Annotated in this window: 12 protein-coding genes and 1 tRNA gene; 9 read left to right on the plus strand and 4 right to left on the minus strand. The window is 48.9% G+C overall.

All coding sequences use genetic code 11. The features are described 5' to 3' along the window. Nucleotides 1-432, plus strand: a 432-nt coding sequence (locus tag ACSHWX_RS12215; RefSeq protein WP_435668508.1) for a hypothetical protein, incomplete at its 5' end; no start/stop codon positions are given. A 256-nt stretch (nucleotides 433-688) separates the two neighbouring features. Then, the gene (locus tag ACSHWX_RS12220; RefSeq protein WP_435668509.1) at nucleotides 689-1,204 is read left to right on the plus strand and encodes a hypothetical protein; all 516 of its coding nucleotides are present in this window, start codon (nucleotides 689-691) and stop codon (nucleotides 1,202-1,204) included. Nucleotides 1,205-1,253: 49 nt separating this feature from the next. Here ACSHWX_RS12220 and ACSHWX_RS12225 read toward each other — a convergent pair whose 3' ends face one another. The 3 genes from ACSHWX_RS12225 to ACSHWX_RS12235 form a co-directional block, all read right to left on the minus strand. Next, nucleotides 1,254-2,966 carry a methyl-accepting chemotaxis protein gene (locus ACSHWX_RS12225; RefSeq protein WP_435668510.1) on the minus strand — a complete coding sequence of 571 codons (1,713 nt, stop codon included), beginning with the start codon at nucleotides 2,964-2,966 and terminating at the stop codon, nucleotides 1,254-1,256. Between the two features lie 269 nt (nucleotides 2,967-3,235). Then, nucleotides 3,236-3,322 (minus strand) — tRNA-Leu (locus ACSHWX_RS12230). Between the two features lie 104 nt (nucleotides 3,323-3,426). After that, nucleotides 3,427-3,660: a FliM/FliN family flagellar motor switch protein gene (locus tag ACSHWX_RS12235; protein ID WP_435668511.1), complete on the minus strand. Its 234-nt coding sequence runs from the start codon at nucleotides 3,658-3,660 to the stop codon at nucleotides 3,427-3,429. Between the two features lie 172 nt (nucleotides 3,661-3,832). Here ACSHWX_RS12235 and lipB point away from each other — a divergent pair, with 172 nt between their 5' ends. From lipB to folK, 7 genes are all read left to right on the plus strand, one after another. After that, a complete protein-coding gene (gene lipB / locus ACSHWX_RS12240) occupies nucleotides 3,833-4,528 on the plus strand; it encodes a lipoyl(octanoyl) transferase LipB (protein ID WP_435668512.1) in 696 nt (231 codons plus the stop codon). Nucleotides 4,529-4,597: 69 nt separating this feature from the next. Then, complete coding sequence (locus ACSHWX_RS12245) at nucleotides 4,598-5,089, plus strand: DUF4282 domain-containing protein (RefSeq protein WP_435668513.1); 492 nt, start codon at nucleotides 4,598-4,600, stop codon at nucleotides 5,087-5,089. Between the two features lie 145 nt (nucleotides 5,090-5,234). Further along, nucleotides 5,235-8,261, plus strand: a complete 3,027-nt coding sequence (locus tag ACSHWX_RS12250; RefSeq protein ID WP_435668514.1) for an aminotransferase class III-fold pyridoxal phosphate-dependent enzyme — start codon at nucleotides 5,235-5,237, stop codon at nucleotides 8,259-8,261. Nucleotides 8,262-8,315: 54 nt separating this feature from the next. After that, nucleotides 8,316-9,665 (plus strand): 30S ribosomal protein S12 methylthiotransferase RimO, encoded by a 1,350-nt coding sequence (gene rimO, locus ACSHWX_RS12255; protein WP_435668515.1) that lies wholly within the window; start codon nucleotides 8,316-8,318, stop codon nucleotides 9,663-9,665. Continuing rightward, nucleotides 9,658-10,509, plus strand: a complete 852-nt coding sequence (gene folP, locus ACSHWX_RS12260) for a dihydropteroate synthase (protein WP_435668516.1) — start codon at nucleotides 9,658-9,660, stop codon at nucleotides 10,507-10,509. Before rimO ends, folP begins: the two co-directional genes overlap by 8 nt. A 3-nt stretch (nucleotides 10,510-10,512) precedes the next feature. Then, nucleotides 10,513-10,902 (plus strand): dihydroneopterin aldolase, encoded by a 390-nt coding sequence (gene folB, locus ACSHWX_RS12265; RefSeq protein WP_435668517.1) that lies wholly within the window; start codon nucleotides 10,513-10,515, stop codon nucleotides 10,900-10,902. Further along, nucleotides 10,902-11,342 (plus strand): 2-amino-4-hydroxy-6-hydroxymethyldihydropteridine diphosphokinase, encoded by a 441-nt coding sequence (folK, locus tag ACSHWX_RS12270; RefSeq protein ID WP_435668518.1) that lies wholly within the window; start codon nucleotides 10,902-10,904, stop codon nucleotides 11,340-11,342. The genes folB and folK overlap by 1 nt, the downstream gene beginning before the upstream one ends. Nucleotides 11,343-11,585: 243 nt before the next feature. On the opposite strand, the gene ACSHWX_RS12275 is transcribed toward folK, so the two are convergent. Beyond that, on the minus strand, nucleotides 11,586-12,437 hold the full coding sequence (locus ACSHWX_RS12275) for a hypothetical protein (protein ID WP_435668519.1): 852 nt from the start codon (nucleotides 12,435-12,437) through the stop codon (nucleotides 11,586-11,588). Nucleotides 12,438-12,447: the final 10 nt, after the last annotated feature.

Here is a 12,447-nt window from a genome sequence, read left to right on the forward strand (position 1 = left end):
GAAGAAGCCGCTGCAAAGGCTGCCGCCGAAGAAGCCGCTGCAAAGGCTGCCGCCGAAGAAGCCGCTGCAAAGGCTGCTGCCGAAGAAGCCGCCGCAAAAGCTGCTGCTGAAGAAGCCGCTGCAAAGGCTGCTGCTGAAGAAGCCGCTGCAAAGGCTGCCGCCGAAGAAGTCGCTGCAAAGGCTGCCGCCGAAGAAGTCGCTGCAAAGGCTGCCGCCGAAGAAGTCGCTGCAAAGGCTGCTGCTGAAGAAGCCGCCGCAAAAGCTGCAGAGTCTCCACTGTCTGTTGAATCATTGACCACCATGATTGATGAATCCAATCTAGATGATGTTCAAAAAAGCCTCTTCAAAGCGGCTGTTCAAGCTGCAGGCGACAATCAGGAAGCTCTTAAAGCAATCTGGGATGATTTCACTGCGCAGTCATCTGGGAACTAGGCCAACAATTTTGCTGCCGAGGGTACGCCCTCGGCAGCGTCTCACTAGCATCATCAGTCTCAAATTTTGCTAGATTTTGAACGAATTCAACTGCTCCCGCCTATCGTTCAAATTGTTTGACTAGCCCAGTAAAAACCCATCGAAATTGCAACTATACCTAAGGGCCAATTGAGGCATCGCCACAATTGCGCCTTTAATTCGCGCAATCGAGTAGCACACGCGCAATTCGCGCTAGGGAACAAATGGGGCTAAACAAATGAATAAGACAGTTATTGCGATTATCGCAGCCATTATTGTGATTGGTGGTGGTTACTATATTTACGACAGCGGTCAAAAAGCAGAACAAGCTCGTGTCCAAGCTGAAATGGCGCTTCAAGCTGAAAAAGACGCTGCTGAAAAGCTTGCTATGGAAGCCAAAGCCGCTGAGGAAAAAGCAGCTATGGAAGCAAAAGCTGCCGAAGAAAAGGCTGCTGAAGACGCCAAAATGCTAGAAGAAGCCGCTAAAGCCGCAGAAGAAGCTGCAATGGCAGCCGAAGAAGCTGCAAAAGCAGCTGAAGACGCAGCGGCCGCAGCTAAAGAAGAAGTCAAGAATGTGGTGGAGAGTGTTGAAAACGCCCTTACTGCAGAGTCTATGATCAAATCGGTCGACGAATCTGATCTCGGCGACCTTGAAAAGAACCTTCTAAAGGCAGCAATTCAAGCCGCGGGTGACAACCAAGAAGCGCTAAAAGCTATTTGGGACGATTTCACTGCAAAATCTGCTGGAAATTAAATTATGTAAAACTGCCGAAGCAAAAACTTCGGCAGTTTTTTTACTCTACTTAGGCGGCAAGGCTGTTGTTTGATCTCAGCGTTTGGCCAGCTGGACTAAGCTTAAATTCATCAACAACATTGTCCAACTCAACCGTTTGCGTTTCGCATTGCTCGATAGCAGCATTTGTTTCTTCGACTAAGGCAGCGTTTTGCTGCGCCATTTCGTCAATCTGACGAACCGCCTGCCCTACTTCCAAAATCGTATCCGCCTGCTGGCTCATGGCCACTGAAATCTCTTCAACCAATGAGCTGCTCTGAGAAATCCGCTCAACCATACTGCCAACTTGTGAACTGGCGTCTGCCACCAATTCAGTTCCATTGACAACTTCTTCAGTCGACTTTTCAATAAGTGCTTTGATTTCGCTTGAAGACTCTGCGGCAGATTGAGCAAGACGACGAACCTCCACGGCAACCACGGCAAACCCTTTTCCAGCTTCGCCAGCACGGGCCGCCTCAACCGAAGCATTCAGCGCCAACAAATTGGTTTGGAATGCGATATTATCGATTAACCCGATAATGTTGGAAATCTCTGTTGCTGACGTCGCAATACCTTCCATGGCATTGTTAGCGCGATCCATCACTTCACCAACTGAAGTTGCATCAGCGGCGACCTGCCTGGTGGTTTCAGATGCTTCTGACGCACGTTGTCGCGTTTCAGTAACCGCTGTCGACATTTCCTCTATTGCAGCAGATGTTTCTTCGACAGCAGCAGCCTCTTTCGCTGTACGGTCGCTCAAATCGTTTGCACCCGCGAGAATTTCGCCGGTTGCGCCGCGCAAAGCACGAGATGTCTGCTGCAACTTGGTCACAATCGTACTAAACTGCTCAATTGTTTGATTGAGCGCTTGGCGGATTTCGTCCAGTTCACCGTCTAGTTTTTCTTCGATCTTGTGGGATAGGTCGCCCTGCGCCATATACTCTAATGTCTCACCAATTAGAGAAATTGCGCGGCGGCGAGCCGTAATATCGGTCGCGTATTTAACAATCTTTACCGGTCGCCCAGAATCATCAAAAATCGGGTTGTAAGAGGCCTGAATCCAAACTGACTGCCCCCGCTTGCCAAATCGCTCATATTGCCCAGCATCATACTCACCACGCCCGAGCTTAGCCCAGAAGTGTTTGTAGTCGTCAGAATTTACAATTGATGGATCGACAAAGATTCTGTGGTGACGACCTACTATGTCCTTCAGTGAGTACCCCAGCGTATCCAAAAAGTTCTGATTGGCGTCCAAAATGGTTCCGTCTAAATCAAACTCAATGACGGCCTGCGATCGACCAATCGCCTCAATTTGTCCACGCGCATCGGCAGTTTTTTGTTTTTGTTCAGTAATATCTGAAGCAAATTTGACGACCTTAACGGGCTTCCCATCAGCATCCAAAACAGGGTTATATGTTGCTTGTATCCAGACTTCTTTGCCACCTTTAGCAATCCGCATGAACTCATCCGAGAAAAACTCCCCAGCCGACAAGCGCTTCCAGAAATCGGCATACTCGACGCCTTTGGCATATTCAGGATCGATAAACAGACTGTGATGTTGCCCGACAATTTCATCGAGTTCATAACCAAGAACTGACAAAAAGTTTTCGTTTGCCGTTATGATTGTGCCTGACAAATCAAACTCAATTACCGCCTGAGATCTTGAAATTCCCGCTACGATCATTTCTGCGTCTGAAGCAGCACCCGAATTTCCAAAGTTTTGTTTTAGCCAATTTCCAATCACTACGATCGTCCCTTTCGAAGCCAAGCCCCGCAAAATATCATCAGTTTTGAATGTATAAAAACAAGGTAAAGAAACAGTAACTATCCGATTGGCGCGCTAATAAAATTGATCATTACTGGGCTGGATTCGGCCAAAATCAATAAGGTGAAATGAAAAACAGGAAAGGAGAGTAAAAGCCGAGGGTGACATAAAAATGTCACATACCATTAGGCTGGTAAGACTGATGAACTTCAGAAATCGACTTGATAAGTTTGAAGCAAGTTGTTTGATGGTGCGGCCGAGAAGACTCGAACTTCCACGGGTGTTACCCCACAGCGACCTCAACGCTGCGCGTCTACCAATTCCGCCACGGCCGCATCTATCAATTGCTCACTCAAACACAGCAAGCGCGACACCCATTAGCAAATGAGATTATGGGTTACAAGCGAATTGATTGTTTTTTTGAAAGTTTTGCGACGCCTTAGCTTTTGCGTACAATTTTTTCGGTAATACCCACAGACAATTGTCCATCGTCAATCTTGATTTCACCAATGGCAACAAGGATATTGTTCGCGTAAATCTTGAGCGGGTCATTCTCTGTTGCATCAAGTTCAATCACCGCGCCGCGACCTAAACGCAGCAGATGGTGGATAGGCATGTCGGTGGCGCCCAACTCAACAGTGATATCGACTTCGATAGAATTCAGTCTGTCCATACTTACTGCTAACACCAAATCTTGATACAAAGGCAATTGAAGATAATTGAAATCTCGGCGAAAAAGCCATAAGTGAAACTTCAACAAGATGACTATGCTGAATTTATGGTTAGCGAACCATTAACAACATGAAATCATCTGTGTCATTTTGAAAGCTTAGAGCACCACCATCATGTCCCACGCAACTCTTTTTCGCGATGACGATAAGCCCGTTGGCTGGCATATTGACGACCAGCCCGTGCCCTACCCGTTCGCGCTGGCACAGATGAAAACCCATGTGGAAAAACTTGTCGCTCACGAAACCGGGGAAAAAGCATGGCTGCTGGAACATCCAGCGCTTTATACCGCAGGCACCTCGGCCAAAAAAGACGATTTAACTGACCCAGATCTTTTGCCGGTTTTTGATGCGGGTCGTGGTGGTCAGTATACTTACCATGGCCCCGGACAACGCGTCGTTTATTTCATGTTAGACCTGCGAGAACGTGGGCGGGATGTACGCGCATTTGTGCGCACCATGGAATCACTGGTGATTGATACATTAGCCCAGTTTAACATTGCTGGTGAGCAGGTTGATGGCCGAGTTGGCGTGTGGGTAAAGCGCCCAGACAAAGGGTTTGGCAGACAGGACAAAATTGCAGCTATCGGTGTGCGCGTTTCCCGGTGGGTCAGTTTTCACGGCATTTCCATCAACCTAAACCCAAATTTAGATGATTATCGCGGCATTGTGCCCTGCGGCATATCCGACCAAGGCGTGACGAGTTTTGAAGATTTGGGCCAACTCATTTCAATGCCCGAACTTGATAGTGCGTTAAAACTAAGTTTTCAAAGGCACTTCGGGCCGGTTGAAACCGGCAGTGCAAATGAATAGATAAATCTCTGAAAATCTGATAAAACCAACAAGCAACAGCACTTTAACCACTGGAAATTGATTAAACCAATGACACTTGATGATTTAAAAAAACTTGCCACCAGCGGCACCATATTCAATCTAGATCGTATGATTGCGCCAAAAATCATTAAACTGCTCTACCTTTTGGGATTGGGCGGCATTGGACTATGGGCAATCCGTCATCTGTTTGGCTCATTCGCACAATCATTTGGCGCCGGCATTTGGGGCATATTGGAAATAGGCATCGTTGGTCTGGGTAGTTTCGTATTGCTACGCGTGATCTGCGAAACACTTCTTGTGTTTTTCAAGAAAAACGAAACACACATTACCCTGGCGCCAACCACGCGCCCAGCCATGAGCATTTTTGATGATGTAAAAGATGCGTTGGAAGAATTAGCGGACGAAGAAGTCGAGTTCAAAGAACAAAAAGTTATCGAACCTGTACCTGCAAAAGCGCCGGTAAGAAAAACTGTGGTCAAAAAACCAGCTGCAAAGCGCGCACCTGCACGTAAACGAACACCAAAGCCAAAAGCTGACTAATCTAAACAACGTCATTGGGTTGATGCGCTAAATGCATCAACCCATTACAAAAAATTCGCGCCTTCCTCTATCATTCCCCCTGTTGACCCAATGAGAAATCCGCTATGTTAGTCATATTGGATACAATCTCACGTTTGGGAAACATATGTCTGCGTTCGATTCTCCGCCTCCAGCCTTCACTCCATCACAAATTGACCAGATCCTTGATGAACATTTCGGGATCAACGGCGACCAAACCGCTTTAGAAAGCGAACGCGATCAGAATGTCCTGATCGATACAGGCGTTGAAAAATTTGTTTTAAAAATTTCCAACATTGTTGAAGATTTAGATTTCCTTGATCTGCAATCCAGGGCCATGGCCCACCTCGCGACTTCTGGCTACGCGCTGGCACCTGCCCAAATCGAAAACAAAGCTGGCGACAACATTTTCACAGTCCAGCATGGTGATGCTTCACACGCGGTACGGCTGATTTCCTTCATTTCTGGGCCGCTCCTGAGTGCTGCTAAACCCAATATAAAAACGCTTGAGAATTTGGGCCGCGCGATTGGACATCTATCAGCTTCCCTGCAGGGCTTTTCGCACCCCGCTGCCCATCGCCCAAATTTTGAGTGGAATTTGGACAATGTATACTCGCTTCGTCCATTGAGTTCAGCCATCGCCGATCAAGGTGATCGCGAACGGGTGACAGCACTGTTCCAGCGCTACGAAGATATAGTGCAGCCCAAACTGAAGAACTTACGCAACGCAGTGCTTTATCAAGATGCGAACGACAACAACATCATCGTTGACGCCCAAGACAATACACAGATCAAAGGCGTTTTCGATTTTGGCGATATGTGTTTTGGCCGTCAAATCAACGAATTGGCTGTTTGCATGGCCTATGCACTTTTGGGGCAAGAAGACGTTTATGCCGCCAGCCACGCTTTGGTGAAAGGCTATACGAACGCATTTGCGTTGACCGAAGACGAATTAGACGTGCTATTCGATCTATTGCGCATGCGCCTAGTTTCCAGCGTTTGCATGTCGTCTGAACAAGCGAAAAAATACCCAGATAATCAATATCTATTGGTTTCCCAAAAACCAGCATTTGATCTGCTCGAGCGGTTGGAAAGCGTTGATGTCGGGTTCATGACTGCGCTGTTTCGAGATGCTGCTGGTTTTGAGGCCATCGAAAATGGCCAACATGTTGTGAATCACCTCACGAACTTGCGCCAAGTTCTTGCGCCGATGTTCATGCCCGACTTCAAATATCAAAGCCGTTTCGTTATCCCAGCCGATGGCAGTGACCAGTCTGTTCCTGATTTATCGGCGGCTGAATTTGACACTTGGTTTAACGCCAAACGGCAAGAAACCGGCGCTCGATATGGCATTGGACGCTATGGCGAAGACCGCACGGTCTATCAAAGCGCAGCCTTTGCATCACCCGCATCCCCAGAGCGCCGCACGGTGCACATGGGGCTGGATGTTTTTGTAGATGCAGACGAGCCTCTCTATTCACCCATCGCTGGAACCGTGTTCACGGTTTTTGATAATGCCTTTCATTTGGACTACGGCCCCACACTAATTCTGCGCCATGAAACCGATGAGGGCGTTCCGTTCTTCTCGCTTTATGGCCACCTTTCACCCTCAATATTTGAACTGCACAAAGCGGGCGATCAAATTGAGCCCGGCCAATTGATCGGCCATATCGGCGACTGGGACGTAAATGGCGGCTGGTCGCCTCACCTGCACTTCCAAATCATGACGGATATGTTCGGGCACAAAGAGAATTTTTACGGTGTTGGCCACAAAAGCCTGTGGCATGTCTGGAGCCAAATCTGCATTGATCCTGATTTGATGTTGGGCCAAGCCCCGGAAACATACCAAATTGATAATAATGACCCAGAAGTCTTGATGGAACGCAGAGCGAAACTCTTAGGTCCGTCACTCAGCGTTTCATACAATAAAAAGCTCAAAATTGTCCGGGGCGAAGGCGTCCACCTATTCGATCATCAAGGTCGCGCCTACTTAGATTGCGTCAACAACATCACCCATATCGGACACTGCCATCCGCACCTTGTTCAAGCCATTTCACGCCAAGCCGGAATTCTGAACACCAACACACGCTATTTGAACGACCTGGTGCTTGATTACGCCGAGCGCATCACATCCAAACTGCCCGACAGCTTAAGTGTCGCTTACTTCGTGAATTCTGGCACCGAAGCCAATGAATTAGCGTTACGCATCGCACGGCACGCAAACGGACAGAAAAACACCGTCGTGCTCGACTGGGCCTACCACGGCAATTCACAAGGCGCTGTCGATATAAGCCCCTACAAGTTTAAACGCGGTGGCGGTTTCCCTCAGCCCGACTTTGTTGAGATCGCAGATTTTCCAGATCCCTATCGTGGGCCGCATAAAGGCTATTCTGAAAATGCGAGTAAGGCCTATGCGCGCTCTGTCGCACAATGCGTTGCAAACATCAAACAGAAAACCGGCAACGGCGCTGCAACGTTCATCGCAGAATCAATCTCGGGCGTCGGTGGGCAAATCGCCTTCCCTGATGGCTACCTCAAAGCCGCTTACGCAGCCATAAGGGCACAAGGCGGCGTTTGCATTGCCGATGAAGTCCAGTGCGGCTTTGGGCGCGTGGGAGAGCACTTCTGGGGCTTTGAACTGCAAGACGTGGTGCCAGACATTGTTGTAATGGGCAAACCGATCGGCAATGGGCATCCCCTCGCCGCCGTTGTCACCACCAAAGAACTGGCGCAGAGCTTTGCCAACGGCATGGAATACTTCAACTCATTCGGCGGCAGTCCGGTGTCGATGGCTGTTGGATTAGCCGTAATGGACGTGATTGAAGGTGAGGGCTTGCAGGACCACGCCAACACGCTTGGCAACTATATCCTGAAGCGTTGGGACACGCTTAAGGACAAATACGAGTTTGTCGGTGACGTACGTGGCCACGGCCTGTTTTTGGGCATCGAGCTGGTGAAGGACCGCAACACATTGGAACCAGCAACTGAGCTTGCAGGCAAAATTGTCAATGAAATGCGCAACCGCGCCATTTTGCTTTCAACGGATGGGCCGTTGGATAATGTGCTAAAATTCAAGCCACCAATGGTATTTTCACAAGAAAACGCTGACTTCCTATGCGACACATTGGACAAGGTATTCGCCGACTTTGCTTGACGTGAGGTATGAAAGCGTTAGAAAGCGCTTTGATCCTTCAAAAAGGCAATTTTGATGAACCAGAACCCGACCATTGGACTTGTTAGCCTAGGCTGCCCAAAAGCACTCGTTGATTCCGAGCGGATTTTGACGACTTTGCGCGCGCAAGGCTACACATTCTCCCGCGACTATGAGGGTGCAGACCTCGTTATCGTCAATACCTGCGGATTTCTGGATAGCGCCAAAGCCGAAAGCCTTGAGGCAATCGGCGAAGCCATCAATGAAAACGGCAAGGTTGTTGTCACCGGCTGCCTTGGCATCGAAGAACAATTGATCCGCGACACGCACCCAAAAGTGCTCGCAGTATCTGGACCTCATCAATATGAGGCAGTTGTGTCTGCGGTTCACGAGAACTTGCCACCTGTCCACAAGCCATTTGAAGATTTGGTGCCTGCCGACGGCCTGCGTCTCACACCACGCCATTATGCCTATTTGAAAATCTCTGAAGGTTGCTCCAACCGCTGCACCTTCTGCATTATCCCTTCAATCCGCGGCGACTTACAATCTCGCCCGATTGCCAGCGTGCTTTACGAAGCAGAACGTTTGGTGAAAGCTGGTGTAAAAGAAATCATGGTGATTTCGCAGGACACAAGCGCCTACGGCCAAGACATCAAATATGCCTCATCACGTTTTCATAAACGCGATATTGACGCACGTTTTCATGATCTTGCACGCGAACTAGGTGACATGGACGCATGGATCCGCATGCATTACGTCTATCCTTATCCACATGTCGATAAGTCCATCCACTTGATGGCTGAAGGCAAGATCTTGCCTTATCTTGATATTCCGTTCCAACATGCAGCACCCAATGTGCTTAAAGCCATGCGCCGTCCCGCCAATCAAGTCAAAACCGCTGACCGCATCAAATCGTGGCGCGAGGTCTGTCCGGACTTGGCCATCCGCTCAACATTCATTGTGGGTTTCCCCGGTGAAACTGAGGATGATTTCCAACAATTGCTGGATTGGCTCGACGAAACCCAAATCGATCGCGTTGGCGCATTTACCTATGAACCCGTAACGGGCGCACTGGCGAACGAACTTGAAGGCGCTGTACCTGACGAAGTCAAACAAGAGCGCTATGGCCGTTTGATGGAAAAAGCACAGGCGATTTCAATCGACCGTTTGGGCCAAAAGGTTGGTCGCACGATTGATGTGTTAATTGATGATGTTGCACCAGAAGACAACAAAGCCCTTGGCCGTTCCCAATGGGATGCGCCAGAAATTGACGGGCAAGTCTTCATTGATGATGCGAAGAACATCAAACCCGGCGACATGGTTCAAGTCAAAATCAACGATTCTGACGAGTATGATCTGTTTGGCACCCCAACAGATGCGCAATATCAGGCGATAAGCGATGCATAAGTCTTTCTCCCTGCAAATGGGCGACAAGACTTTGGAACTCGGCCCTAAACCTTTGGTGATGGGCATATTAAATGCAACGCCGGACAGTTTTTCGGACGGCGGCGACCACAATCACGTCGCTGACGCGGTGGCGCAAGCCACGCGAATGGTCGAAGCCGGAGCTGACATCATCGATGTTGGCGGGGAAAGCACCCGCCCCGGCGCAAATGAAGTTGGCGCACAGGTTGAACTTGACCGCGTCATGCCCGTGCTCGATGCGCTGCAGGAAGCCAAAATTGGCAAGCCTGTTTCAATCGACACCTATAAAGCCGTCGTTGGCCATCAAGCGATCCAAGCCGGCGCTACCATCATCAATGATGTATGGGGGTTTCAACGAGATCCGGAACTGGCGGACGTCGCGGCCCACTATAACACCCCTTCAATTTTGATGCATTGGGATCCAAACCGGGACACCTCAAAAGATATCGTTTCGGAAATGAAGCGATACTTTAATAAAAGCGTTCAAATCGCTGAAGATGCGGGATTAATTAAAGGTCAAATTTTGCTTGATCCCGGGTTTGGGTTTGGCAAAAATTACGAAGAAAACTTCACCCTTCTTAATCGCATCGATGAGATCTGCGCTTTGGGATACCCAGTATTGGTTGGCTTTTCTCGCAAATCTTCACTTGGCAAACTATTAGGGGTTGAGCCTAAAGAACGGGTTGCAGCAACCGGGGCAACCACGCTACTAGCATATACCAAGGGCGCCCATATTTTCCGCGTACATGATGTGCGCGAAAACTATGACGCTTTGCAGGTAGCGCACGCTACAATCTATGGCCCTCCGCCCGCTAAGGATATCTAACTCATGTCAAAACCAGATCGCATTGAAGACAAGATCATTTTATCCGACCTCGCCTTTTACGGATATCATGGGGTTATGCAGGAAGAAAACGCACTCGGGCAGCGCTTTCGCATCGATTTGGAGTGCGGCGTGGACCTCACAAAACCGGGCGGCACCGACGAAGTCGAAGATACTATTTCTTACGACCAAATATTCAACCTCGTAAACACCCACGTCACTGAAACGCGTTTTAAGCTTATCGAGGCGTTAGGCCAGCACATCATCGATCAGCTTTTTCAAACGTTCCCAACAATTGAATGGGTCAGAATTCGCGTTCGCAAACCAGAAGCACCAATTCCTGTCGTCGTCGGCGAATTTGCCGTTGAAATGGTTCGGGACCGGGAGACAAGCTGATGGGCAAAGCATGGCTTGGTCTTGGTGCAAACATTGGTCGCCCACGCGCGCAAATGCTTGAAGCATTGCGACGCCTAGATGCGCACCCCGATATCCACATCACCCGCAAATCTGGCATCATTGAAACCGACCCATGGGGCAAAACGGATCAAGACCCGTTCCTTAATATGGCAATTGAAGTCGAGACCGCGCTGGGTCCAATAGATTTGCTCGACGCCTGTTTGATGATCGAAGAAGCAATGGGCCGCAAACGGACAGAAAAATGGGGCCCCCGCCTCATCGACATCGACGTTGTGGCATTCGGCCAGATGAAGCTCATCACCGACCGCCTAACCGTGCCTCATCCCCACGCCCACGAACGCAGTTTTGTACTCGATCCACTTGAGGAAATAGCGCCGTCGGTTGCTAAGTGGATTAAAGCGCAAGCTGTGAAGGGCTAAGTCGGAGTGCGGCTTGGTTGAAATGGTTCTAGTCTGGTTAGAGCCCGTTTTTGACATTCGATCCACTTGCCATGCACTTCCTCAAGAACAGCTTAGTCAGCCAAATCGTTTGGTGTTGGAATATGAACTATTATGAGCGCGAGATTGCGGTTGGAAATTTCAATTTTGCTAACGACTCCCAGCCCTAATGCAGAGCTCCGCAATCAAGCCAGTCCTAGCCGGGGGGGCTGTTGGAGAGTGACGTCAATTTTGCATGGTTGTCGCAGTCTTCTGTGTCTGCATCGGGCGCCACGCTAGATAGATGGTCTCCCCACAGCCCTCGCAATCAAAGTGGATTTTTTGATCCGTTCGCAACTTCTCTACTTTTTTCTTGGGTAAGTCGCGTTTTGTGTCACATGCTCGGCAAGCAATTTCGAGAACTCTTTGCCCGAATGTCAGGTCAGATTTAAAAAAGACATAGCTTTCATCACAGTCTGGATTGATGCAGGTCACGATTTGCCCATCATTAAGAAGTTCGAAGCGCCGCTTGTTCTTTGAACCACAACAGCACTCAAATGAAATCTCTTCACCTATTCCTGTAGATATTAATGTTCCCTCGCCAATGCGTTTAATTTCCGCAAGTGCTTCGGAAACCTTCTTCTTGGTTGCTTCTTTGTCTCCGTACTGGGGTACAGTATCTGACTTGTTCGCAGGCAACCTGATATGTAGTGCCAGCTTTGCCAAGGCGTTCCAGAGGCTGCCGAGTTTCTTTGGATCGAAGCCGACGTGGGTGCCAATCGGCAAATACTCCATAGCCTGATACTCTTCCTGAGTCGGCTCTTGTGCCCCTTTTGGAGTAGGATCTTTGGAAATCGAAACTGTATACGTCTCTGCTGCCTTAGAATCCACCTCCTGAATTAACACTCTAACAATATCGCGTGGTTGCCATCTTTTTAGGTCGTCGTGAGAGATGTAATCATGTGCCAAACGAAGGCGTTCGTAACAGATTAACTCAATTGCCAAACGGCACTCTAGCGCTGCGTAAGTGATGCTCGAATCAGTATCTTCATTCAAAAGTTTTTCAATTTGGTCGACGACAAGCTCAAGGTTCAGCATCTTCTTCCTT

Origin of the sequence: Maritalea sp. (genome assembly GCF_051251695.1) — a bacterium.
In the GTDB taxonomy this organism is placed as follows: domain Bacteria; phylum Pseudomonadota; class Alphaproteobacteria; order Rhizobiales; family Devosiaceae; genus Maritalea.

Bases quoted from the DNA above. Each gene is read 5' to 3' on its own strand.
- ACSHWX_RS12220 (WP_435668509.1), top strand. From the start codon at position 689: ATGAATAAGACAGTTATTGCGATTATCGCAGCCATTATTGTGATTGGT.
- ACSHWX_RS12235 (WP_435668511.1), bottom strand. From the start codon at position 3,660: ATGGACAGACTGAATTCTATCGAAGTCGATATCACTGTTGAGTTGGGC.
- lipB (WP_435668512.1), top strand. From the start codon at position 3,833: ATGTCCCACGCAACTCTTTTTCGCGATGACGATAAGCCCGTTGGCTGG.
- ACSHWX_RS12245 (WP_435668513.1), top strand. From the start codon at position 4,598: ATGACACTTGATGATTTAAAAAAACTTGCCACCAGCGGCACCATATTC.
- ACSHWX_RS12250 (WP_435668514.1), top strand. From the start codon at position 5,235: ATGTCTGCGTTCGATTCTCCGCCTCCAGCCTTCACTCCATCACAAATT.
- rimO (WP_435668515.1), top strand. From the start codon at position 8,316: ATGAACCAGAACCCGACCATTGGACTTGTTAGCCTAGGCTGCCCAAAA.
- folP (WP_435668516.1), top strand. From the start codon at position 9,658: ATGCATAAGTCTTTCTCCCTGCAAATGGGCGACAAGACTTTGGAACTC.
- folB (WP_435668517.1), top strand. From the start codon at position 10,513: ATGTCAAAACCAGATCGCATTGAAGACAAGATCATTTTATCCGACCTC.
- folK (WP_435668518.1), top strand. From the start codon at position 10,902: ATGGGCAAAGCATGGCTTGGTCTTGGTGCAAACATTGGTCGCCCACGC.
- ACSHWX_RS12275 (WP_435668519.1), bottom strand. From the start codon at position 12,437: ATGCTGAACCTTGAGCTTGTCGTCGACCAAATTGAAAAACTTTTGAAT.